Below are 25,215 nucleotides of genomic sequence, written 5' to 3'. Positions count from 1 at the left end.
CAAAACGGGAGGTAAAGAAATGAGTACTATTAACCACTTTAGGATACTTTTTATTGTTATGGTTTTCATGTTAATATTTAGTAAGCAATCTTCGGCAGAAGCTTCATCTGTGATAGATTTTAAAGGTGAAACCGGAATTTTGATTGATGCAGACACAGGGCAGGTACTATGGGAAAAAGAGCCTGATAAACAAATGTACCCTGCTAGTACTACAAAGATTTTAACTGCAATACTATTGATTGAAAAAGGTACTTTAAGTGATATAACCACAACCAGTAAAAATGCTCGCTATCAAATTGGCAGTTCACTTTATTTAGATGAGGGAGAAGACATACTTATTGAAGATTTACTCTATGGAGTAATGCTTAGGTCCGGTAATGATGCAGCAACTGTTGCCGCAGAGTATGTAGCTGGAACTGTGGAAGATTTTACAGTCCTTATGAATGAAAAAGCAGCTAAATTGGGAGCTCATAACACAAATTTTGTAAATCCACACGGACTCCATCATGACGATCACTATACAACAGCAAGAGATTTAGCTCTAATCTCTGCCTACAGCATGCAAAATGAAGTGTTTCGGGAAGTAGTGGGTACTCCTACAAAGTTTATCCCTTGGCCTAGCGAAGAATGGGATCGCCAATTAGACAACGGCAACAGACTGCTTAATAGGTATAGCGGAGCTGATGGTATTAAAACTGGCTACACTAGCAGATCTGGTAGAACTTTAGTGGCTTCTGCTACTAAAGATGGTATGCGACTTATTGCAGTCTCACTAAACTCAAGTCACACATTTGAAGACGCCATAGCACTTTTTGATTATGGGTTTGAAAACTTTAGAAGAGAAACAATTTTAAGTAATAACCAGACTTTAGTTCAAGCACAAGTTAAATTTGGAGGCCGAGTTCCCTTACTCAATTCTGGTGAGCTTTTTTATACAAAATATATTAACGAAGATCTTAATGTTGAATTCAGGCCAGTATTGAATACTTTGACTGCTCCTATAGAAAAGGGTATCCTAGCAGGAACGGTTGAAGTGTGGGTAAACAATGAACTAGTCCAATCCCTTCCCCTAATAGCGGCAGCAGACATTGATAGAAAATTATATACCCATTGGTGGTTCTATGGGTTAATCATTATGACAATTTATATTCCCTTTCGATTACATATAGCTAGAAAAAGACGAAGGCGAGTTAACCGCTTAGTTAGACGCAAAGGCTATTACGATAGATCATATATGGATTACCAATAATAAGGTTAACCCCCGAAATTCGGGGGTTTTTTCTATATGGACTTAAGATTTGAAGCAAATATTTTCCCATCGTAGTATGCCATAGGCTTGTCTTCACTTTCCCCATGGGCCTTAATGACCCTACCCACAAAGAGAGTGTGATCTCCTGCACTCATACTCTGCTCCAATTGGCATTCTAGGTTTGCTATGCATCCGGTTAACAGCGGAGTCTCTATCTTACTGGCTGGTGCAGTGTTTACCTTCTCAGCACATATTTGATCAGCCTGGTCTCCACCTCTACCTCCACAATAATCTGCAATTTCTCGTTGACTTTCATCCAAAATACTCACCACAAATTCTTTAGCATTAGCTATTAAGTCGTGGGTGTACTTGTCTGGCCCAACAGAAACGGCAATTAACGGAGGTTCAAAGGAAACCTGAGTTACCCATGAAGCAGTCATCACATTATGCTTGTTATTGTACTTTGCTCCAACCAGTGTAATGGGGCCCATAATTTTGTTAATTCCCGTTTGAATATCAATTTCACGCATAAAATATCACCTCTTTTTTATGTTAGCTGAGATTATTCTTCCACATTCAATCATTATCTACTCATAAAAAAACCTGCATTTTTCTCTGCAGGTTTTCTTAGAATTAGTATTTAATTATAGTTTAATTAAAGAGGAGAATATTCTCTCTGTAATCGCGCTGCAAATCTCTCTCTAAGAATTCTAAAAATCTTACTAAAAGTGCAGATGCCTCTGCTCGAGTCATCTCATCATGGGGGTTAACCCTATTTTGACTATCTCCCTGCACTAAGCCTATTTCTTGCGCCATATAGATACTGTCTTTAGCCCAGTTGGGTATTGCGTGATCATCTGCAAAAGAAGTGTAGTATCCTGGGTTAGGGGCATTGTGCTCAAAGCCCAGACTTCTAATGAGTAAGGTAATGGCTTGTGCCCGAGTGAGTGGATTATTGGGACCAAATTCATTTTTTGAAATCCCGCTAATTATCCCTTGTTCCACTCCCATTTTAATGTATTTGTAGTTTTCGTCTTCTACAGAAATATCTTCAAAAAGCAATTCTTCTGGTGGTTCATTTCTTCTAACCCTAGCCCTAGGGTCCTCTTCCTCAGTCACTCTAATATTACAAGCTCGCATTAATCCTTTTGTAAAGTCCACTCTACTCATGGGTGCATTGGGAACAAAAAAATCGGAGCTCTCATCAAATACGTCTAAAGAGTATAGCTTTTTGATATGATCTTCAGCCCAGTGTCCATTTACGTCTCTAAACTTAGGTACAATTAGTCGCTCTATTTCCTGGGGCATTTCCTTATACAATTGTATTGTCCCCCTGCTTCTTCCACTAGTCAAACCATCCTCATCAAAGTTAGGTAAGGTATACTGATACTGAGAGACCATCTCACTATTAGTTATTCGCATATGACCACCAGTAAAACTGGAGTAAGAGGCTTCATTATCCCAATAGCGCAAAGTTTTTGTAGTGCTATCGGAAACTTGGGATCTAACATTCCCTTGCCAGGAGTAACCATTCCCTTCATCACCCACACCAACGGTTTCACCTTCATAATAGAAGTCTATTAACATGGTTTCTGTCTTACCCCAAAAGTTTTCATAACCTACACTTCCACCAGAAAAGTTAATCTCTACTTTTCCCTCATTGCCGTTAAGGTGATAGACTTTTCTGCCACTAATATTACCCGACGAAAAATCAGATGTGGCTCGATTGTCAATAACATCTGACTTTGAGAAGCTATAGCTTTCAAGAGTATATCTATCTCCCTCTATATCAATAGTCTCCCGATAGTTGTCATTAAGACCTGTCTGGGTAATTGTCTGACCTTTATCATCTCTTTTGTTACTATCAATATTGTAGGTTACTCTTCTTGTCAATCTTCCGTCGATTGACCTATCTTGAGGTTCTAACCTAAAGTTGTAGGTTACCGTTACCTCCCCTTGCCGCTCCCGTTCAGTTACATCCACGCTACCACTAAACCTTATGGGTTCTCCTGTCACAAAGACTACTTCTTCGTATTGGTATTGATCTTTAACCCCCCCGGAAAATCCGGGAATAGCCCAACTGGCTGGCGCAAAGACCAATAGCCCTGAAATAGTCAATAATATTATTGTCAGCCTCTTCATATTTCTACCTCCAGCCTGTCTTTTCTGCTATTTGACAATCAGTACCTTACCAATAAAGTCATCTCTAACTAAATAAATTCTATCCCTATCACTTAATTCCTGAGGCGAAATCCTCGTCCCATCCTTAATAATCATGGTACTATCCACATTCACTTTAATTGGCACAGACTTGGCCATCCACTGCTCTAGCCTTTCACTCCAGTCTCTGGCATCTCGTAACTCAATGCGCCATCCTACTAGCTCGTCTTCTACCACACTAGTTATAGTTCCATTAGTAATTCGCTGTCTCAGTAACGAATCCATGCTTTTTTGCACCTGAATAGTCGCTATCCTATCCCCTTCAGTATATGCGTAGGCATACCAGCCTCTTAAGTTCCTGTCTCTTGCATATCTACTGTCCTTATCTACTGCATAATCTCCTGAGATAAATTCTTCATGGGTCAATTCTCGGTCATTTTCTAAATCGTAAATCACTGTATCATTATCGAAGAATAACTCTTTCGTCTCGCTAAAGGATTCCCAGCTGTTTTGATTTAGAATGTAGAAATCCTTCATTCTAACTGTATCTTCCACAATCATATCCAACTTACCAGCATAGACATAGTGGTTGCCAATATTAGAGTTGTTGATATCCTCGTTGTAAATTTGAATTAACGCTGCTGAACGCTGACTACCTCGGCCATCGGACACAATAAAAGCATCAGATTTTGGGTTCAAAGAGTATTTATCAACTAACCGCCCGCTCTTAACTATAATAGTTCCATCGTGAAAGTTAAAGTTCATATTGTTCGCCAGCTCAAATTCCTCAGCATACCAATTTATCTCTTCAATCTTACTAGAATAAGTACTTTCATATTGACCCTGCAATACCATTTTCTCAATCCGCTCTCTGCCAAAGAAGTTGTTTACGGCCATATAGGCTGTACTGCCACGGTAATACCTTAAATTTCTAAAGTCAACCTGTTGTCCGCCCAGGTAGACTGGATTGTCCACCGAGTAGGGTAGACTGACAGTTCCTTGCTTATAGGTCCACTTTCCATCTCTAAGAACCTCTACATCCTCTAAAACCATCCCCTGGCTAAAGCCGTTTGCCACATTTAAAGTCCCTCTATAAATATCCTGAACTAAAATTGATTCCCCTTCTATGTTCATACGGGATACTATCTTGCTATCATACTCGTCAAAGTAAAGCTTGACCCTATCTCCTACGTATAGGCTATCTAAAGAAGTTCTCTGTCCCTGCCGCAAGGCTATAGTTATAGGGCTAGTGTAATAAGTTTTCGTGACTCCTGTGGGCAATTGAATTTCTAATTGATCCCTGTCAATAGCTCGTACAACTCCACTGCGCACCTTGCTTCCTGGCGGAATGTAACCTAGGTTGCCAGTGGAGTAGCCCTCCAGGCTAATAGCCTGAAATGACTCTACTTCACCATAAACCTCCATCCCCGGCTTCAAGTCTTCAAACCGTACAGGTCTATTGTCTATAGTTACACTGGCATCTGGGCCCAAGGAAATGGTATGCACTCTGCCCGCATAGGATTCTACATGCATTAAGTGGCCGTCATAGGCTTCTTCTACTCCTACAAGGTAACCCTCAATATACCCCTGGCGCCATGGTTCCTCTGCTGTTGTAGCAGTAACGGCTACCATTAATACAATTATCGCTGCAATTAATATAATACTCTTTTTCATTGTCGGTTACCTCCTGCTTCCCATTATTCCATACTTGCCCAAGCGATTTGTAACTCCTATTACTGAACTACTGAATTGGCCACTGCTTTGCTGCCCTAGCGCTGTCCACTGAGCACTAGCCTCATCATATCTAAATAATCTCACATTAGTCAGCCTACGCATATCAGCTAACTGACCATCATAATCCATTACAATTCTCATATTTCCAGCTGTCTGGCTAATGGATCTGCTCTCTCTACCAACAAAGGCATCAGCTTCAATAGAGTAAACTGTAGATAGAGGCGTCATGCCAGATCTTCCATTTTCACTTCCATTATATGGTGAGATAGTCAACCTTACACCAGCATCATTGCGCCTGCTGTTATCTCGCATTTCTCTTACATTAAATGCTTGAGGATTGAAGGAAATATTGAAGTCTTTTCCTATAACCTCCACATTACCAGACCTAGAATCGTCAATTATTCTAGCTGGCATAGTTACTATTAACTTGTCACTTCCCGCCAAATCGCCTCTGGTCAAATCTATGGTCATTCCATCCCGACCAAAGTCTCTCCAACCAATACTCACCTGTGCTGTATTACCTACTCGGGAGCTATCTGTATATTCGCCGATGTCTCCATCATCATCGGGCGGACCCACATCCCGACCAGTTCTGACCACGTTACTCTCACCCGATGGTGGTGAGGAACCATAATCTCCTACTGCTGTCACAATAAATCTATATCTGGTGTTTGGCTCTGGATTCTGATAGGTAAAACTAGTCAATTCAGTGCTACCAATGTATTCTCTCTTATTGTCATCAACAACTACATAAATTTCGTAATACTCAGCACCACCGTGTTGCCAGTTTATTTTTATATATCTGTCATAAATTAACTCTGCTACCACATCAATAGGTGCCTGTAGCTCAGGCAGTCCATACTTTATATCTTCATAAATTTCACTAGCGCCACCGTCTGGGTTAATAATCATTAGGCTCCCTGTATCCATTCTCCCAACTGGGGTTGTCACAGTGAAGGTCTCCCTATCAATATAGGATGGGTCTGTTCCGTCATTGCCTTCTACAAGCCTATAGGTATCCTCGCCAATGTAAATGACATCCTGACCTTCAGCGTCATCAGCTGGCTCAATTTCAGGGTTGAACACCACTCGAGCGCCATCCATGTATCCCCCACCTTTAAGTTTAATCCGGTCCTGCCCTTCAACTGAGATAACCTCTATTCTGATGTTTTCGTTATCTGGCTCCACAACAGCTGAAATTGTGGGGTTACTGATGTAAGTGTATTCTCCATGAGGATCAGATACGACTCCATCTCTGTTTTCCACCCGCACAGGTACATTTCCTGGCTGATTAGAAGGAGTGATAACCTTTAATGTTCTATGGTCAACATAGGTTATGCTCTCTTGGGGAATTGTCTGCTCTCCAAAGTGAACAAATAGCCCATCCTGTCTAAAGTCTCTACCTGTTATCGTTACCTCGGTTCCACCTCTAGCTGGTCCTCGGTTAGGAGTGACACCCTCAACTTCTGGATTGGTCTCTCCTACTGTGAACATAACGTATATGGGAGTTGGAGTAGCCTCATCGGACGATGCTGAACCTCCATCCTCATTGACTACAACAACTCGATGAAGTCTTCCCACCGCTTCTCGAGGAACCTCTGGCATTTCAAAGGTCATTCTACTGGGCAGCATATAATCTATATCACCTGGCTCAATAGTGTCTAGATTTGATATGTGGATTCGAGCATTCTCTCTAAAGTCATCCCCAATAATGCTAACAATGTTTCCACCTTGGTAGTTTAGACGTAGTACTCTAATATCCTCATCATAGTCAGGATGACTTTCGTATTCAGGATTTCTTCCTTCCTTGGTCATATTGAATATTTGGGGCTTACTGTCTGGACGCATGTACTCAATACTACTTTGAGCTCTGCCGCCATCGGGATTTATCACATACAAGTTTACATTGCCCACTGTATAGTAAGCAGGAGTTGTTACAATTAACTGCTCTGAGCTGGTCGTCTGAACTGCAGGAGCATATCCTCCATCTACAATCAATCGATTATCATAAACCTCAAATTTTATAAGTTCTTCATAGGGATATTGCTTACCAGCTGAGTTAGTCAAATCTGAAGTGTTAAAAAACAGTGGATTGTTATATAGCCCTTTATATGTATGGGTGTAATTCTCTCCATTATAATTTATAGTGGCTTCAAGACTGCCTCTGTTTTCTGCATTGTAGTGAATTCGCAATCCTCCACTTAAGTTAACTGTGGCCCTAGATGACCTAATCACTCCAGAGTTTTCATGTTCTCTCGGCAGGTTTTCATTAGTTCTATCCCCTACTTTAACCATTGTCATATCTTTTTCTTCTCTAATGGATATTTCAACATTTTCTGCAATAGTTTCCATTTCTGGCTTTAGCAATTTAATTTTACCTTGCTCAAAGTCTTTACCCAGTATTTCTACTCGGTCTCCTCCGTATCTATCAACTTCCCCTGGAATAACGCTAGTAATTTCTGGTTCAGACTGCAAATACACAAACGGCACTTTATTAGAAATCCCTGCATCATTATTAATTACATATAAGTCCACTGTATCTGATCCATCAGGAACTAATACTTGTAGGTATGAATAGCCAAACTCTAAGAGTTCAGCTCTCTTATTTCCAAAGTAGATTTCTGGATAAAGCTTGTCAGTTAATACTTCATATTCAGGATTAAGTGACGATTCTTCCCTTTCAGTTGACGCATAGTCTTCTTTCTCCTCATCACCCTCCATATAACGGATGAAATTTCTGAAGTCTCTTCCAAATATCTCAACTATATATCCTCCATTGGCAGATCCTTCACTGGGAGAAATGTCTTCAATATATGGGTTGCTAGTTGGAACAATATATGTATACCCCCAAATCAATTCTCCATCAACTTCAAGTGGGTTTGAATATGAAACATCATAGCTTCCCCCACTGGGATTAAGCAGTACAACCGGGACTGTAAGCTGATTGGTTCCTTTATCTCTGATATCTTCAAAATATGGGGGTACAGTCAGTTGTAATTCTCTGCGATTAGGAGAGATGGTTATGTTCTCACTGGGCACCCGCTGCCCTCCGATAAATACCTGGGTTTTTCCATCTCCACTGTCTTCAAATCCTGTGCGCTGATTGCCATCGTCTGGACTAGTTATGGTAATCATATTCCCCCCTACATCTGGTCCCCGATGTGGCTGAATGTTATCTACTTTAGGAATAACCAAAGGTGTTGAATAGAATCTAAATGCCTGAGGTAACCTATCTGTTTTTGTATCAGGATTAATTACAGCAACTTCGTAATAGCCATCTCCCGTCCAAGGGCTTTTTTCTAAATCCGGCACTCTAAACTCCAGTGTTTGACTATCCACATACCGCACTCTATTTCCAGTGATTTTATCATAAGTCTCCTCACCTTCCTCCACTTCATCAATTAAGTAGGGAGTGTAGGCTTTAAGGATCATGTCCTTAAACTTGATTATTCCTTTCCTCGTTTCATCTTCACTGTCTTTAAATGTGATTGGATATTTATTGCTACCTTGAGTTGCATAAAATTTTCCACTGCTAACATCATAATCAATCAAATAGCGCTCTCCCAAGCGATCTTCTATAAAATATTGTCCTTGTGGATTTCTTGTTATAATATAGAATTTGTTTTCCCCATCTGCTAATTGCGTGTGGAGTATCGTACTCTCATAACTATCTCCTAGCCTTATTTGCCCATAATTTTCATCAAATTTAAATATCTGGTCTTTCGGAGATTTAGCTCCTTGAACGAATTTAGTAAGGCTCATATTGCCTTCATTGTCTATATTATATTGATTTATATCATGTCCACCTAAGAGAACTCTACTTCCCATCAAACGGTATAAGGTGTATTCACCTATATTGTCCAAATCTGCAACTGTTGCAGTTGGATCTGACCGTAAAAAGTGCTCTCCTCTCATAGTCACTAATGTCTCTTTGGTCCCAGCAGTAGGATTTATACTGTTTATAACAGGTTCAGTATATGTTATCAAATAGGTAAAATCATATGTTGCAACTCCAGGGTTGGGCTCAGGATTGACCACCTGTAGCTTTGTAGTTCCGGGTCTTCCAGGTGGTGCTACAAAGGTAATAGTTTCATTGTCACCAGAGTATTGCGGATTAGGTACTGGTTCACCGTCAATTAGCACTTGAGCTCCTGGCCTGAGGTTTAAACCGTTAATTACAATTTCTTCCCCGCCCTCTACTGCAACCAAATTAGGTCTTACGCTTTCTATTATAGGGAAATCGTTTTTGTCAATTATCTGAAAATTAATCATTCCTTGAAAGCTATATCTAGCTGAATGAATCCCACTATCTCTTAAAGGGTTTCTAATACTGACAGTACGACTAGACCTATTTTTAATAGTCATGCCCTCTGCGCCACCTTTAAGTTCTACAAGAATTTTATTGCCTATTTCATTTCCTTCTGTGCCGTCAACAATCATTCCATCGTTAATTACTTGGAAGCTTTTAGGGGTGTGTTCGTTTTCATTTATTTCTCCATTATCCAAATCTACATGTTCTTTATTAGGGTTTATCACAACTCCCCCTAATTCAATAATTGGATAAACTACTACTTCCTCCCCATCCTTATCAGTATACCTGGTAACTAAAAAGTTTTCTCCAGATATAGCTAGTAGTAAACTGTCAATAGATGATTTGATGTGAAACCCACTTTCAAATTCTTCAATGGGAACTGTCTCCGGCCTCACCTCACTAATATTAGGCCTTTCCGTGGCAGGTAAGTAGGTAAATCCATCTTCAAGAATTGCCTCAGTTACTATTGTATTAGTAAATTCTTCACCACCGTCAATTTCTGTAATCATTCTAATAATTACATTTTCCTGCTGTAGTTGATCTAGTGTAAATGTGTCTGTCATAACAGTAAATACATTTGTAGCATTATGATCTTCACCATCAAATTGAAAATCTGTTATTTCTAAATCACGACCAATATAGACTTGAAATTCTCTAGTTACATTAACTTCATAATTATTTTCACCTAGAGAAAGAGTTCCTTGCCCATAGTCTAAAATTAGATTTTTATCATCAAGTGTAATATCATCCCCACTCACTTCTTTAAGCATATTTAGTCCCTCTATATTTAAACTGGAAAAGAAGCTTCCGTTAATCTCCAGGTTAGTAGGAGTTCTAGCCGGAGCAGTGTTAGGATTGATACTTTCAATGCTAGGGGTTCTTACAAGTCTAATAACCGTGTACTCTGTGTCCAGTACATACATCCTGTCAATCCCTTGCTGGAGAGAATTAGGATTTGTAAAAACAATATTGTAAGGTCCTGGGGAAACATCGGGTACTTCTACTGTAACGACATCATCCCCGCCCGAATTGTTAACTAAACGAAAGTTTGTGGCTAAATTTTGTTGATTAAATAATTCCGGGTCATTCATATCTCTGATGAAGTAGACATCATAATTGCGCAGAGTACTTCTCCTAAACTCCACATCACTTCCTGGATTGCCCATTGTGGGAAACATTGATATGCCCTCTAGATCTATGTAGCCCACAATCTGGACTGCATCTTTATAGATATAAATATTTTCTAGAGTATATTTTTTCGTAGTATCATCTGTCGCTATTTTTGTAGCATCATCCTTAGTTCTACTAATAGTAATATCATTTATGCCTGGCTCAAACTGTTCTAATTCATCTTTAGGAACTAATGAAACTCGAGTACTAGATTCATTTACCTTGCTTGCTTTAGCCTCAATGTTCCCCACTAATATTTGATAATCCCCACCTTCTAAAATACCCAAATCACTAGAACCATTTATAATTATCTGCTCTTCCGCGTCCATCCCTACAATTGGTGTCTCTACTTCGTTGATTGAGGGTATAGTAACATCGTTAAGGTTACCATATCTTATCCTTTTGGTTTGCTGTAATCCATCCTCAAGCACACTACCTGTTAGCTCTGCTAATCTGAAAGTGGCTCTTTTATGAATATCTGCCTGAACGGCTTGATAGAAACTCTCCAAGTTAGTGGCATTCTCAAGCCCGCCCTGAGTAGTCTCTAGCGTCAAGCTCCTATTATTCATCCCAATCATTTCCGAGTCATCTATTGTGATTCTTCTATTTACAGGCTCTGGGTTAAAGTCTTCAAAAGTACTCCTAATAGTTACTTTTGTATTTTCACCTGCCTCCGCCTCTTTTAAAAGATCTAATGGTAGCATACCTGGTATAAATAGTATTGTTAGTAATAACGCTATAGTTCTCTTAATCCTCTTCACCTTTTCCCCTCCCCTTCTCACTGTTCTTCTACTATTACAAAGATTCCGGGTCTATTTGTTGAAACATATGTAATTTGGTCCACTGGGTTAAACTGAACTCTAGGCTCTTCCTGCCATCCTCTGGTCATCTGGTCATAACGCAAAACTCTCATGTTTTCACTGCCATTGTTGTAGGGGATAGCTATTGATAGTCCTCTAAACCTACAGTTGTCTACATTTATTTCTATCAACTGGGATACTGGATTGTGATCTCTCAGATTGCGCGTAAAGCTTTGTGCTTGAACTGGACTAACCCTTCCTATTCTAATTTCTGCATCTTCCCGCGAGTTTTCCGTTCGCAGCTGAAGGCCGTGGAAGGCTATATTAACTAAATTAGAGCGGGTATCTAGTGTCCCAATGCTATTCCACCTACGCCCCTCTAAAACTATTCTTCTCTCCCGTACTCCTTCGCCCATTAATTCATCTAAATCAAGTTCAATTGTTCTCCTACTTCCCAACCTATCGGATAATATTAGTGTGTTTTCACTGGTTTTAATATTCTCATAAACCTGACCATCTCGACTGTCATTAATTAGTCTCTTATCATCCTCTGGCACTGCTCCACCTCTAGGTACCACACTGAGGGCTCCATAGATAGTTCTAGTGTGATTATCCGTATTTTCTATAATAATGTCGTAAATACCTGGCTCTAATCTATTTCTGCTTGGCAAAAACACTTCCAAGTATTTTTTTCCGTCATCTGTCTCTCTCACTCTGACACTTTGTGCCCTAATATTATTGAAGTACACCTGGATATAATCCCTGTGAAACAAGTCTCCCCAGATTATTATTGGCTTGTCTGGATCGTAGTTTTCTGGTACGCTACCAGTGGTTATCTCGCTCTGGTAAGGAGTAGCCATAGTTGTAAAGTTCCATCTAATGGAATCGTTTCCATAGTCTCCTCTTCTGACTAAGCCATCACTGAGTTCAACTATGTAAGTAGTCTGAGGTCTCAATTCTATCACTGGAATGTATAAAGTGGCTTCTTTTGCACTACTGCTCTTGACAAAAATGTAATCGTTTATGTACCTCTGATATTCATCTTCGTCATTATCTCTCATTTCCTCAATTCGACTAATAAAGTTCCAGTCAATTACAGAAGCTGTGCCGCCTCCATCAGGGTAAATTCTACTAGCTGTTCTAAGCCTCGCCAATAAATCCCCTGCTCTTTCTATACCTTCATCATCGTCATAGAAGGTGACACTTATAAAGGACTGCTCCTCTCCGTCAACTTCCTTTCTAATAAGTCTATTTTCATCGTACCACTCACCAGCATCACCTCTAGGAAACATCTGCTTAACCTCAGGTCTGCCTATTGGTTCAATTTCTATGGCTGAGGATATTTGTACCGTATCCTTGTCCCCAAAGTCGATAAAAACCATAAAACTTCCTTCCATACTGCTGTTAATAATTTGATTTCTACTTCCTCCGCGAATGATAAACTCTATTAAAGTGCTGTCCTGATAGAATATATCCTCAGGGCTTATTCCAATATAATTATAAGCTCCACCTTCATCCTGCAATCTAATTTCCTCTATATCCGAGCTGAAATTATAGCCATAAACCCTAATTAGCTGTTCTCCCCTAACCAAGTCCATTAAGCTAAATTTGTTTGGATAAACTCTGTAGATACCAACCTCGTCGGTACCGTCAGCTTCTACAGTAAAGCTTATGCCCAGCTCTGGAAGGTTAGCTCCAGCTCTAGTTTGCAATGCATTGTTGGCAATACTTAGCCTATATTTTTTCCCTGGGTCCAGCCTAGTGCTCACTGGCTCCTCAACATAATCCACAACGCCAATGCTGGGGTCTGGGTATAAGTGGAGCCGAGTATGCTTTACTTGGTCTCTATAAAAATATTCAAACTCAATTCCGGCAAAATATATGCCAGTATCACTGTCATGGTATTCCTGCAGTCTGATGCCTGAAAAAGAACTTTCAGTGCCAGGCCTCGGGATAACCTCTCCCTCCACTTCAAGGACTATGGGCTTATCATCCTCCCCATCATACACTCCATACTGCTCAGTTCCACTAATCTCACCATCTGAGTTGGGTGTATCCGTCCCCTCAAGTATCAGTCCTAGCCACTGAGGGCTTTCACCATCATCTGCCGCTGCAGTCCATATATTGGTGTCTATCTGGATATTCATGCCATAGCCAATGCTGTCCTCTAGCAGCTCTTTTTCAACTATCAATTGATATTGATTGGTGGGAAGCAGCATCTCGGGAACTACCTTTAAAATGTTTTTCTCGTCCTCTAATAGCTTAACTTCTGCAATCGCAACCTCTTTTTTTTCAGTAATAGGCCTATAGCTGATGCTATCTCCACTGTCATTTACTTCATATTTATATATTTTATCGTACCTGTGCCCACTGGGATCAAATTCTGTTTCTTCGCTCCCAGGCACTTGATAGAGCTGAACATTCTCTAAGCGCTGATTAGCAGGCAAATCGCTCCACTGAATGTCTCTGTTAAGTATTATGTATATACTTCCATCATGGGCCAAATTAGTGCTGGAAAAACTCCTTATATCGTCACTGCCCTCTGAATCAGAGGCAAACCCTGCTGCTTCTGGGCTGCTTCCTGTTTGGGCAGTTGTAAATTGAACAGTTATCGCTTTGTTTAGCCTGTTATCTTCCATAGTGTTAAACCTAAAGAGCTCTGCAGGTATTTCTAAAATATAATTAGTGTTTCTCTCTAGCAATGTCCCATCTTGAGCAAAGTCAGTAAAGCTGAGCTCGACCCTTTTCCCATCAATGTGGCTCTCACTCGGCTCCATGCTAAAGGGCTCAGTCCCACTACCTCCTAGCTGTCTTAGCCTAATTGGCTCACCACTATCTCCAAGACTTACTGGCTGGTTAAACTGGATTACAAATTCAGGCTTGACCCTTACGCCTGTCTCACCCTCTTGAGGTTTTGTCTTTTCCAGCACCCTTCCTGTTTCAAAGCTAATCTCTATTTTATCATTTGTAATATCTTCACCCTGGGCATCCTTGAGTTTTACAGTTTCTTCAGAGATTTTAAGCTTGTATTTCACTAGCTCCAAAAGCTGTTTCCCATCTTTCTTTTTTAGAATTAATTTGTTTCCGCTTACATCTATATCATAATGTTCGCTTAGCTTATATTCACCTAAATCTTTAATTTTTGTTCCTAATCCGTATGGATTTTTCTCGGGTCTATTACCCTCCTTCAGTAAATCCTCTGTTTTCAATGTAATTTTTCCGTTTTCAAAGAGCTCCTTTTGGTCGAATAAAAGATCAATTTGATCTACAAACCCTATTACAATTCTATCGTAGTCACTTCCCTTAATCCGATCCCATTCTGTTGCTTGCTCATCTGCAAAGGGCTCAGCTTTTACGAAAATATCATCCTTATCTTCACCTTTAGTAACAAAGGAGTAGGAGTACTCATCTGAAAAAACAACTGTATAAAGATGATGTTTTCTAAGCTGATATATAAGATCATCTTCGTCATCTACGTTATCTAATTTAACGCTGGCAACAATACTAGTACGGTCTTTAATTTCATTATATTGAGTGCTAAAGTGAAACTTATAGCTTTCATCAATACCACTTGTCATAACTTTAATATCATTAAGATTTTCCTTAAAATCATGTTCACCTGTAAATTGGAACTCTATTGACTTTATTTGAAAAGGGACTCCTTTAATTTTTTCTTTAAGGTTATGTGATTGAGTAGTGCCATCATCTTTCATTTCTATAATAGTAGCACTTATGAGCTCCGGCTGGGCATCCTCAGCAGCTCCAACTGTAGCAAGCCCTAAACACATAGCTAAAATTACGCCTATAAAAGCAGTCATCCATTTCTCCATAGCTAGCTCCTCCGTTTCGTCTAAATACAATCTCCCTATACTTTTATCGTAATCTTTATAATTACTTTAAACTCTAAATTTGCTCCTCTAATTAACTCTTGTTACTCAAGCTTTTAAATGCTTGATTTTATAGGATATTTTGCTTTTCTTCCACTAAACTAATAATTAGTCCAACTTTTACTAAAATTATATCATAGCCTATTAAATAGCGACTAGGACTTTTAAATTTTAATTTGCAAAATTAAAAAGACACCCACACCAAAGTGCAGATGTCTTAAAGGGAAGGCTTTATTTAGTCCTCATAAAGATTTTTTGCCAGCTTCTGATACCCTCTTACGTTGGCAAACTGAGGCCTGCTTACTAATACCATATCATTCCACTTATAGCATTGGTCTGCACTCCTAATTCTCTAGGTCTTAAGTCACGAAATCTATACAACTAGACAACTCGCTGGTTTTGTTATAAAATGTATGAAACCTCAAAAAAGGAGGGATGATGTCTATGCCCATTAGTCGAATTATTTACTTTACAATTCTAAGTGCTTTCCTAGGAGTTTACTTAGCTGTGAACATGGATCAATTGGTAAGTAACTTTAACAATAAGCCCATTTTAACAATAGAGCGCGAGCCAGAAGAATTAGTAGAATTAGAGCTATTCTGGGATATATTCAACTACTCTCAAGATACAAACCCACAATTAGATGGAGAAGATAGCTTAATTATTGCTAGAGCTATTATGGATAATGCCAATAAATACAACTTGGATCCTGGTTTGGTTGTAAGTGTCATCGAACACGAGAGCACCTTCAATCCAGATGCTGTAAGTCACATGGGAGCAATAGGACTAATGCAAATAATGCCTAACACGGGCAAAGCAGTAGCTACCCAGTTAGGCATTAACGATTATTCCCTATATCATATTGAAGATAACATCCAAATCGGCACACATTACTTGATGTACTTAATAGAACTCTACGATAATGATTATCACAAGGCCCTTACTGCCTATAATCGAGGCCCCCAAGGACTGCAGACTTTTGTTAAGTCTACTGGTACTCCAAAGAGTAATTACTCCAAAACTATCCTGAACAACTACTAAACTGAGCTTTATACAGCTTAGCGTATAGACCATCCTGCTGTAGCAACTCTTTATGACTACCTATTGCAACTACTTCCCCTTTATCTATAACAACTATTCTGTGGGCATTCACAATAGTTGAGAGCCTATGGGCTATAACAAAAGTAGTTCTATCTCGATAAAGCTGATCAAGTGCTTTTTGGATTAGGTTTTCAGATTCTGAGTCTAATGACGATGTGGCTTCATCAAGTATTAGTATTTTAGGATTCTTAAGAATTGCCATAGCCAAAGCTATCCTTTGCTTTTGTCCCACTGACAATCTTACACCCTTTTCTCCTATTTCAGTATCATATCCCTGGTTCAGCTTAACTATAAAATCATGGGCATGGGCAGCTTTAGCAGCTTCCATTATCTCCTCATCCTTAGCATCTTCTTTTGCATAGAGCAAATTTTCTTTGATAGTTCCGCTAAACAGCAATGGCTCCTGTAGCACCATTCCCGTATTTCTTCTAAGGCAATCTATAGTCAACTCCCTAATATCAATTCCATCCACTGTTATGGAACCTTCATTAATATCATAAAATCTAGGTATTAAATTTACTAGACTAGACTTTCCAGCGCCGCTAGGTCCAACTAATGCTACCATTTCTCCAGGCTTTACAGTTAAGTTAATATTCTTTAGGACCTCTTTAGTTCCGTGACTAAAGCATACATTTTCAAACTTTACTTCTCCTTTTACATTTTTAATGTCTATGGGATTTTCAATTTCCCTTACTTCTGGGACCTCATCGAACACTTCATAAATCCTTTCAAGACTGGCAATTCCACTTTGCAAGATGTTATTCAACATAGACATACGCACAATCGGCCTAAACAAAAGCTGAACATAAGTAACAAAGGAGGCTAGCTCCCCAACAGTTAATTGCTCTGACATAACCTGAATGCCACCGTACCAGAGAATTAGAACTGTAGTTATATTTGTAGTAAAGTCCACAGAGGTCTCTAAATGAGCAATTAGGGATCCCCTTTTCACTCCAAGCTTCTTTCGCTCTTGAGCTATATCCGTAAATTTTTCAAGTTCCCGTTGGTGTCTATTAAAGGATTTCACAACCTTAATCCCGCCCATTGCCTCCTGTAAAACTCCTGCCATTTCACCAATCTTCTTTTGAATTTCCTTGCTCGTTCCCCGCATTCGGCTACTAACGTAAATGACAACTACTAAAAGAATGGGAAATAACACTAATGTAATGAGACTTAGTTGCCAGTTCATCAAAAAAATGAAAATTACAACTGCAATAATTGTCAACAACTGCTCTACTAACTGTGAAGACCCCATCACTATCATTTGTTGTAAGCTGTTTACATCACTTATTACACGAGCCATTATTCTTCCTGTTATATTCCTCTCATAATAGCGCAATGACAATCGATAAAGGTGCGACGTCAAATCCCTACCCAAGTCAAAAAGAATAAATTGAGCAACTTTATAGTTTAACTTTACACGTACCCAGTGAAAGCCAGCTTTTATTATTAAAATACAGGCAGCAAAAAATAGCACCCTGTTCAACTGCTCATAACTTCCATCATACACAATATCATCTATTACAATTCGAACAAGCTGTGGCACTAGCGCATTTACCAGGGCCGCAATAACCATCAATAGGGATATTATTGCAATTAAGAACCAATAGGGCTTTAAGTAGTAAACAAACCTTTTTAAAACTTGCAAAAAAAGTGCCCCCCCTTTGCGGCAAATATATTATCATTAAAAATATATATTCACCACCGGAGAACACTTTCCCTGTTTTCTTTATTTTTTCCTTAAAAGGGGCTCAATCCCCTTAATCTTAATGCATCACCATTAATACCTTTTCCCTGAATCAACACCTTAAACATTTCACCCATGCCACCAGGCATAACCAGCTTTTTAGCATTCTGAACTCGTTTTATCTCTGAAGGGCTACACTCAAAAAGGCTTTTTTGGCCTAACTGCTCCATAATGCCCATGGCCAACAAGAATTTCCCTTGATTAGTATAGCCTAAAGTTTTTAGTTCCAATTCCTCTCCCCAACTAATCAGAGCAGAAAAATTCACATGAGCTGTAATATCCCTATTTCCCACATTTTCATATGGGTTATCAATGGCTTGATGGTTCTCATAACAAATGAGAGTTCCCTGATGGCGATGAGGAGCTGCCAGTTCTTTTGCCAAATATCCATAGTCAATTGTAACAATATAACCATACTCCATGATATTAGCCACATCACTTAACCACTCAAGTGCCTGTAAATTAATTTCTATTATTTGCTCATGCTCTAGCTTTATCTCTGACTTGATCAGATGTTGCTCTAGTGCAGGGGTAGTTGGCTCCATCAAAATTTCCACAAATTCTCCCAGTTCATTTGTGGAAATCCCAACTTCCTTTAGAGTTTCTCCCTGCTTTACAATGTGAACTGGAAAGGCGTCTAATAGTTCATTAGAAAATACGCACCCTGTTACTTTCTTCCCTCCTATGAGATCAGGAATATGGGCAACTGATTTAGACCAGCTTACACTAATCCCTGAATCCATTAGACTCTTTAAGTTTTTTCTTTGATGCTCCTGCATCTCAGGGCTTATTTCTACTATTATATAGGTCAGTTTTTCCGCTAACTCCTCATATACTTTCAACCTTTTCAGTATATCTCTTGCTAGAACACCCTTTCCCGCACCACATTCAATTAGATAAAAGTCATTCGGTTTATCTAGCTTGTGCCACATTTCCGCAAACTGATCTGCCAACATTTCACCAAACAGGCTACTTACATCAGAACTGGTATAAAAGTCTCCATCCTTACCTATTTTCGCTGCTGCAGTATTATAGTAGCCCAACTGGGGATAGTAAAGAGCCCTTTCCATAAATTGTTTAAAGGTAATAGGACCCTGTTCTTTAATTTCTTCTATAATAACTGCTGCTAAGCGCTCCATAAGCACTCTCCTTTATTCTTAAAGGTTACCCAACTGTTCTCCACTAAAGCAAGATGGTAACAACTCTCCACTAGTGTAAACCTGGTATTCGCCTTTTTCATTCCCCACTATAATATCTATCTCAGAACCAAACTCAATTAGCACTTGTCTACACGCTCCACAGGGAGTAGCTAGCTCCTCTAGATTAGTGACAATAGCAATTGCTTTAAAGTTACTGTATCCTGCAGCCACTGCTGTATACACCGCAGTGCGCTCAGCACAATTTGTCAGCCCATAAGAGGCATTTTCCACATTGCACCCAGTAAAGATTGAGTTATCCGTTGTTAAAAGTGCTGCACCTACAGGAAATTTAGAATAAGGAGCATAAGCATTTTTCTTTGCTTCTATAGCCCTCTCTAGTAACTCTCTATAAGTTGTTATTGTCATACAATCTCCACGCCATTGCTAGTCCCAATTCTTGTGGCACCTGCTTCTATCATTTTAATTGCTGTCTCTCTATCTCTAATACCACCTGAGGCTTTTACACCTAACTTATCTCCCACTTCTTCTTTCATTAGCTTCACATCTTCTACTGTGGCACCGCTAGGCCCAAAGCCCGTTGAAGTCTTTACAAAGTGTGCACCTGCGTCTGCAGCAAGTCGACATGCAAACCTTTTCTCTTCATCTGTAAGGTAGCATGTTTCAATAATAACCTTAACTGTATTTCCTTCGGCGGCATCTACAACCTCTTTTATTTCCTTTGCTACGTATTCGTCTTCGCCATCTTTAAGGGCACTAATATTGATAACCATATCTATCTCTTCTGCACCCAGCATAACAGCATTTCTTGTCTCTAATGCTTTAGTATTATTAGTGCTCATTCCAAAAGGAAACCCAACTACTGTGCAAACCTTAACTTGAGTACCCTCAAGTTGTTCTTTAACCAAGCTTATGTACATGGGGTTTACACATACTGCTGCAAAACCATGTTCTTTTGCCTCGTTACACAGTTGTATAATCTGCTCCTTTTTTACATTGGGCTTTAAAAGTGTATGGTCAATATACTGATTCAAATTTTTTGTATCCATTGCTAACACAACTCCTTATATAGTATTTTTATCAAAATTTAACTTGCTTAACCCAATCTTATTTCGGTAATTTTACTTGTTTTCCTGCATTATCCTCCAAATTAATCTTAAGAAAATGAGGAAGCATCTTAGCTCCCTCTATTTTAGTCCATAAAGCAATCTTTAAATCTTTCCTTGTAGGCCTCTACCTTAGGTATTAATTCTTCTATAGTTTGGTCTATTTCCCTTTCATCGGCGGAGTCCACTTTTACTACAGTATCTTCATCCACCTCAATACCTACGTCATAATTTGTTCCTGCTTTTGTCACTACAATTCCATTGGCACCTTCCTTAACCACAGGCCATTCTCCAATAAAATCTGCCTTTTTCATTATATGAGGTTTGTCCACTCAGCTCACTCCTTACGCTTAATTTAACAAATGCTTATTAGTATCTTTCCACGCTTTAATTATTTTATTTCTTTCTTCTTCTGTAAAGGGAAGTTCTTTTCCCTCTTTTATTTTTAATACATATTCTTCTACAGGTAGAATGCGGTAATTCCATTTATTATTTTCATAAAACTTACGCACCCAGGTTGTTACCCAGTCAACCTTGCCAATGCTCACATTTCCATTGTTCAGATCTTTTATTAGTTCTACTTGAAATATTATACCTGTATCCCTGTATTCTCGCCTTTGATTGGATATAAAGTTACCCATTGAGTATATTACAACACCTTCTCGCACTTCTTCCTGGTTTTCGATCCTTATATACTCATAGGGTTGGATTACGTGAGGATGACTGCCTAAAATAACATCAGCACCCCACTTAACAAGCTTCTCAGCCAAGTATTTTTGATTGGCATTGGGCAATCTCTGGTACTCATCACCCCAGTGCATACATACAACTACAACATCAGATCTTTCTTTAGCTTTTTCAATATCTCTTTTTATTACCTCTTCGTCAATCAGATTCACTAGATATTCTCTTCCTGTAGGAATTGGAATTCCATTAGTTCCATAAGTGTAGGCCAACAGAGCAATATCTATTCCTTGGACATCAACCACTGTTATTTGCTCCCTTTCTTTTTGACTCCTGTGAGTTCCTACACCAATCAGTTCGTACTTATCCAGTTTATTCAGTGTACGCTCTAACCCACTGGCACCTCGGTCTAAGGAGTGATTATTAGCAGTGGACAATATATCAAATCCCGCCCAGGCTAGATCTCTGGCCAATACACTAGGAGTATTAAACATAGGGAAACCGGTATAACCTCTATCTGACCCAGCCAGTGTGGTCTCCAAGTTGCCTATTGTCAAATCTGCCTGTTCAAAAATTGGTTTAACTTCCTTATAATTATCCTTAAAGTCATATTCACCCGTTTCCCAATCTTTACTAGCATATACCTGGGGCATATGTCCCATAATATCTCCCACTGCGGCAATTAGTATCCGCTTATAGTTTTCCTCTTCTATTTCTTCTTGCAGCTGTTCATCATCATGGATAACATCGCTATTCTTTTCATCCAATATTATCTCCTCATAAGAGCTACCGCAGCCCATTGTAAAAACAACTATGCAAATCAACAGAAAACTTAGTATTGCTATCCTTTCAACTCTCTTTATCCTCACTTTAGTTACCTCCATTAGCTTTTTAAAAGCTAAGCCCAGCAAATACAATATGCTGGGCTTCATAGTTTTATATTTTAAACCTATTTACTAGTTCCTTTAACTCGTCAGCAGAGCTTGCTAAACTCTGAGCACTTGCACTTATTTCTTCAACAGCAGCTGTCTGCTCCTCTGCAGCAGCACTAACTCCCTCAGACCTAGAGCTTACCTCTTGAGCAGATACACTAATCTCCTCCATAGTTCGCGCTACCCTGTCACTTCCCTCTGCCAATTGTTTTGCCGCAGCGCTGATGGATTGAATTTCTGCATCAGTTTGTTGCGCAGCTTTGACAATCCCTTCTAGAGCTTGGTTAGCTTCTCCAATAATTTCTACCCCTTGATCTACTTCTTCTGTTCCTGCATTCATTGCTTTAACTGCTGAGGTTGTCTCTTCTTGAATTTGGATAATCATCTCTGTAATTTGACCAGTTGCTTTGCTAGACTCCTCGGCAAGCTTCCTAACCTCATCGGCCACTACAGCAAAGCCTTTGCCCTGCTCTCCAGCTCTAGCAGCTTCGATGGCAGCATTTAACGCCAATAAGTTAGTCTGATCTGCTATATTTTGAATCATCTCCACAATTTGCCCTATTTCCTGACCCCGCTGACCTAAGGTATTTACCAAGTCAGCCGCATTATCCACGGTATCATTTAGACTCCTCATTCGTCCAACTGCGTTTTGCAAGTAGTCTTGGCCTCTTCCCGCCTCTTTAGCTGTATCTTTCGACAGTTGTGCTGCTGTAACTGCATTGTCAGATACCTGTTCTGATGCTTGAGCAAGCCCTTGAACCTCTTCACTACTCGCACTAATTCCCTGTGCTTGCTGAGCTGAGTTATCTGCCAATTGCTCAATATTTATAGCCACTTGCTCAGTAGCTTGCCCCGTCTGATATGATGCTTCTGCAACCTGACTGCTAACCTCAGCCACATTTTTTGATGTCTTATCAACTTGGCGTATCATTCCAGCTAACTGCTCCACAAAAGTGTTAAATTGATTGCCCAGTTGACCTACCTCATCCTGAGAACTAACGTCAATCCTCTTAGTTAAGTCACCAGACCCTTTATTCATCTCACTTAAGCTGGATGTCATCTCATCTACTGGCTTTGCCACTAACCGCTTGATTAAGGCATATGTAGCTACTAAAATTAATAAGCCCATTATTATCCCTAAGGAATATAACAGCATTGCGTTTTCTCTGTTTTGAGCTTCCAAGGATGCTGTGGGTAGATATAGGCTGTATAGCGCCCGAATATCTCCTTCCGTATAGCCCTCTTTCGCATAACCATAAGGGTCACTTTCCCCCACGGGAAAACCGTGACATTCCATACAGTCTTGCGTTACCTTTACCGGCGCAGCAAAGCGGAGAACATTTTCTCCTTCCATTACATAGCGCTCTGTAATCTCAGTTTCTTCTGGATTCTCCCTAAAGTACTTTAGCATTTTTAGTTCCCACTGATCAGCTTGATTGTTGGGGTTTCTTGGCTGATCTGTAGGAGTTCTTACAACCATGCCATCATGGGCACGTTGTCCATACTCCTGCCCTGTTATTACTGCAGCCACCATGGGTACAGTTGTTACAGTATCATATCTGCTCTCTCCCAAGCTAGAAAAAGCATCTTGCATGTCATTGAAATAATCTCTAGTAATATCCATCTTCTGTGTTATCGTTCTCATCCTGCTTATCTCTTGATTGTAGGGCTGTTCACTCTGTCTATCTACCAATAGCGTTAACCCGATACCGATACAGAAAGCTAGTATTACTACAAAAGAACCAATAAACTTAAAAGTAAGCCCTTGTTTGTTCCACCAACTAATTTTCTTTTCCTCTACCATGAATTTTCCCCCTCGCACAACATTGGTCGTTGCACATATATTCGCTAATAGTAATTAGTATTCCTTCTATAATGTAAAAAAAAGAAAGCCTTTCGGCTTTCTAAACTAATTTCCCTCGTAAACTACTAGTTCTCCATGGTCCAAATTTTCTTCGTCAATGTGTTCCTTCATATGAACTGGAATAGCTATAGTATTACTGTCTCCATCACTTACATATCGCAAATGAGGGTTTTGTTCGAAGTGATTCAACCATTTGTTTAACTCATCTTCACAAGCTCTAACTCTAGGAATTCTAGCTGGATTAAAATTTTCATGTCCCAAAGGGTTACTAGGATTAGCACCAACCCTCAATACCCCTAAGTGATTATACTCAATTCCCTTATAGCTTCCCTGCATTTCTAACTCACTATTTTCTGCACTGAGCCCAAAAGGTAACGCAAGGCTATTTATTTCATAACCCGGCAATACTTCTGTTACTATTTTCACCACTTTCCCCAACTGACGCTGAACTTCTTCATCATCCACTCTATTGAGGTACTCGTGACTATAGCTATGGTTTCCTATCTCCATGCCCTTTTCATCAAGAAAGCGCAATTTCTCCTCCCAGTGCTCTCTCTGGCCAAACGGAGGCGGATTGAAATTAAGATAGAAGGTAGCGTTGTGGCCAAAGTCAGGATTTTCTGCAGAAAAATCTAACATAATGCCCACAGCAGAATCCGGATCAACAATCAGCTCTCCATCCTCCTCAATAAAAGTAAAGTGACCGGGCGTTCCATCGTCAAAAGTAAAAATTATAGGCGTAGTTCCAGCTGGAACCGAGATATTACCAGTGAGAAAATCCGTCATAGATACGGTTCTATACCCGGAGTCGTAAAGCCGTTGTAAATCATTGCGAAAATTGTCTCTTGTTCGAGCCCAAGTACCCTCTTCATCACCAATAACATGGTACATTAAAACCATAACCTGCCCCAACTCATTGACACCTAGTTCTTGCATCTCTTCTTCTGTGAGGCTTTTTTCTATAGCCTCCTCCTCTTCAATAACCTCCACTTGTTCCACTTGCTCACCATCATTCAACCCGTTTTCTTTCGTTTTTTCCTCTTCCACTGCACCACATCCTGCAAAAACCATAAATGACATTAAGACTAATAATAAGCTAAGATTTCTATTTAACTTTTTCATTTACTTCATCCTCATCTATATATGTATTTAGATTTGCTACTTAAAACTTATTTCGACACACCTGTATCTTTTCCTACTAAAGAGTTACTGTTATATTTATCGAGTAGGAGGTAGATAATTATTTTATCTACCGTCCTCTCACACCACCAAGCATACCGTTCGGTACTTGGCGGTTCATTAAGTTAATTGC

The 25,215-nt window shown here is 39.6% G+C and carries 15 protein-coding genes; 2 read left to right on the top strand and 13 right to left on the bottom strand.

All coding sequences use genetic code 11. From position 1 onward, the window contains the following. Positions 1–19: 19 nt before the first annotated feature. Positions 20–1,249: a D-alanyl-D-alanine carboxypeptidase family protein gene (locus GGQ84_RS07490; RefSeq protein WP_429161275.1), complete on the top strand. Its 1,230-nt coding sequence runs from the start codon at positions 20–22 to the stop codon at positions 1,247–1,249. Between the two features lie 32 nt (positions 1,250–1,281). On the opposite strand, the gene GGQ84_RS07485 is transcribed toward GGQ84_RS07490, so the two are convergent. From GGQ84_RS07485 to GGQ84_RS07465, 5 genes are all read right to left on the bottom strand, one after another. Further along, positions 1,282–1,779, bottom strand: a complete 498-nt coding sequence (locus tag GGQ84_RS07485; RefSeq protein ID WP_429161273.1) for a flavin reductase family protein — start codon at positions 1,777–1,779, stop codon at positions 1,282–1,284. A 121-nt stretch (positions 1,780–1,900) separates the two neighbouring features. Then, a complete protein-coding gene (locus tag GGQ84_RS07480; RefSeq protein ID WP_429161270.1) occupies positions 1,901–3,391 on the bottom strand; it encodes an S-layer homology domain-containing protein in 1,491 nt (496 codons plus the stop codon). A 27-nt stretch (positions 3,392–3,418) separates the two neighbouring features. Further along, positions 3,419–5,083: a hypothetical protein gene (locus tag GGQ84_RS07475; protein WP_429161267.1), complete on the bottom strand. Its 1,665-nt coding sequence runs from the start codon at positions 5,081–5,083 to the stop codon at positions 3,419–3,421. 6 nt (positions 5,084–5,089) lie between these two features. Beyond that, positions 5,090–11,386 (bottom strand): IPT/TIG domain-containing protein, encoded by a 6,297-nt coding sequence (locus GGQ84_RS07470; RefSeq protein ID WP_429161264.1) that lies wholly within the window; start codon positions 11,384–11,386, stop codon positions 5,090–5,092. A gap of 17 nt (positions 11,387–11,403) precedes the next feature. Continuing rightward, positions 11,404–15,255, bottom strand: coding sequence for an Ig-like domain-containing domain (locus GGQ84_RS07465; RefSeq protein WP_429161262.1), 3,852 nt, complete (start codon positions 15,253–15,255; stop codon positions 11,404–11,406). A 501-nt stretch (positions 15,256–15,756) separates the two neighbouring features. Between GGQ84_RS07465 and GGQ84_RS07460 the strand changes: the two genes are divergently transcribed. Next, complete coding sequence (locus GGQ84_RS07460; protein ID WP_429161260.1) at positions 15,757–16,353, top strand: lytic transglycosylase domain-containing protein; 597 nt, start codon at positions 15,757–15,759, stop codon at positions 16,351–16,353. Here the strand turns inward: GGQ84_RS07460 and GGQ84_RS07455 are convergent. From GGQ84_RS07455 to GGQ84_RS07420, 8 genes are all read right to left on the bottom strand, one after another. Further along, positions 16,334–18,061, bottom strand: coding sequence for an ABC transporter ATP-binding protein (locus GGQ84_RS07455; RefSeq protein WP_429161258.1), 1,728 nt, complete (start codon positions 18,059–18,061; stop codon positions 16,334–16,336). The genes GGQ84_RS07460 and GGQ84_RS07455 overlap by 20 nt on opposite strands. Before the next feature lie 92 nt (positions 18,062–18,153). Then, positions 18,154–19,299, bottom strand: coding sequence for a class I SAM-dependent methyltransferase (locus GGQ84_RS07450; RefSeq protein ID WP_429161256.1), 1,146 nt, complete (start codon positions 19,297–19,299; stop codon positions 18,154–18,156). A gap of 18 nt (positions 19,300–19,317) precedes the next feature. Further along, positions 19,318–19,725 carry a cytidine deaminase gene (locus GGQ84_RS07445; protein ID WP_429161253.1) on the bottom strand — a complete coding sequence of 136 codons (408 nt, stop codon included), beginning with the start codon at positions 19,723–19,725 and terminating at the stop codon, positions 19,318–19,320. Further along, positions 19,722–20,366 (bottom strand): deoxyribose-phosphate aldolase, encoded by a 645-nt coding sequence (gene deoC / locus GGQ84_RS07440; protein ID WP_429161251.1) that lies wholly within the window; start codon positions 20,364–20,366, stop codon positions 19,722–19,724. Before deoC ends, GGQ84_RS07445 begins: the two co-directional genes overlap by 4 nt. A 143-nt stretch (positions 20,367–20,509) precedes the next feature. Further along, positions 20,510–20,755, bottom strand: coding sequence for a hypothetical protein (locus tag GGQ84_RS07435; RefSeq protein ID WP_429161249.1), 246 nt, complete (start codon positions 20,753–20,755; stop codon positions 20,510–20,512). An 18-nt stretch (positions 20,756–20,773) separates the two neighbouring features. Beyond that, entirely contained in the window at positions 20,774–21,976 is a 1,203-nt protein-coding gene (locus tag GGQ84_RS07430) for a CapA family protein (RefSeq protein WP_429161246.1), read from the bottom strand. Positions 21,977–22,043: 67 nt separating this feature from the next. Next, positions 22,044–23,843 (bottom strand): methyl-accepting chemotaxis protein, encoded by a 1,800-nt coding sequence (locus GGQ84_RS07425; RefSeq protein ID WP_429161243.1) that lies wholly within the window; start codon positions 23,841–23,843, stop codon positions 22,044–22,046. 105 nt (positions 23,844–23,948) lie between these two features. Continuing rightward, positions 23,949–25,025, bottom strand: a complete 1,077-nt coding sequence (locus GGQ84_RS07420; RefSeq protein WP_429161240.1) for a polysaccharide deacetylase family protein — start codon at positions 25,023–25,025, stop codon at positions 23,949–23,951. Positions 25,026–25,215 lie beyond the last annotated feature (190 nt).

The sequence above is a fragment of the Desulfitispora alkaliphila genome, from assembly GCF_050433185.1.
Taxonomy (GTDB): domain Bacteria; phylum Bacillota; class Desulfitisporia; order Desulfitisporales; family Desulfitisporaceae; genus Desulfitispora; species Desulfitispora alkaliphila.
This window is presented reverse-complemented; position numbering and strand designations above follow the sequence as displayed.

Excerpts from the sequence above, each read along its gene's own strand:
- GGQ84_RS07490 (WP_429161275.1), top strand. The coding sequence starts at position 20 with ATGAGTACTATTAACCACTTTAGGATACTTTTTATTGTTATGGTTTTC.
- GGQ84_RS07485 (WP_429161273.1), bottom strand. The coding sequence starts at position 1,779 with ATGCGTGAAATTGATATTCAAACGGGAATTAACAAAATTATGGGCCCC.
- GGQ84_RS07480 (WP_429161270.1), bottom strand. The coding sequence starts at position 3,391 with ATGAAGAGGCTGACAATAATATTATTGACTATTTCAGGGCTATTGGTC.
- GGQ84_RS07475 (WP_429161267.1), bottom strand. The coding sequence starts at position 5,083 with ATGAAAAAGAGTATTATATTAATTGCAGCGATAATTGTATTAATGGTA.
- GGQ84_RS07465 (WP_429161262.1), bottom strand. The coding sequence starts at position 15,255 with ATGGAGAAATGGATGACTGCTTTTATAGGCGTAATTTTAGCTATGTGT.
- GGQ84_RS07460 (WP_429161260.1), top strand. The coding sequence starts at position 15,757 with ATGCCCATTAGTCGAATTATTTACTTTACAATTCTAAGTGCTTTCCTA.
- GGQ84_RS07450 (WP_429161256.1), bottom strand. The coding sequence starts at position 19,299 with ATGGAGCGCTTAGCAGCAGTTATTATAGAAGAAATTAAAGAACAGGGT.
- GGQ84_RS07445 (WP_429161253.1), bottom strand. The coding sequence starts at position 19,725 with ATGACAATAACAACTTATAGAGAGTTACTAGAGAGGGCTATAGAAGCA.
- deoC (WP_429161251.1), bottom strand. The coding sequence starts at position 20,366 with ATGGATACAAAAAATTTGAATCAGTATATTGACCATACACTTTTAAAG.
- GGQ84_RS07425 (WP_429161243.1), bottom strand. The coding sequence starts at position 23,843 with ATGGTAGAGGAAAAGAAAATTAGTTGGTGGAACAAACAAGGGCTTACT.
- GGQ84_RS07420 (WP_429161240.1), bottom strand. The coding sequence starts at position 25,025 with ATGAAAAAGTTAAATAGAAATCTTAGCTTATTATTAGTCTTAATGTCA.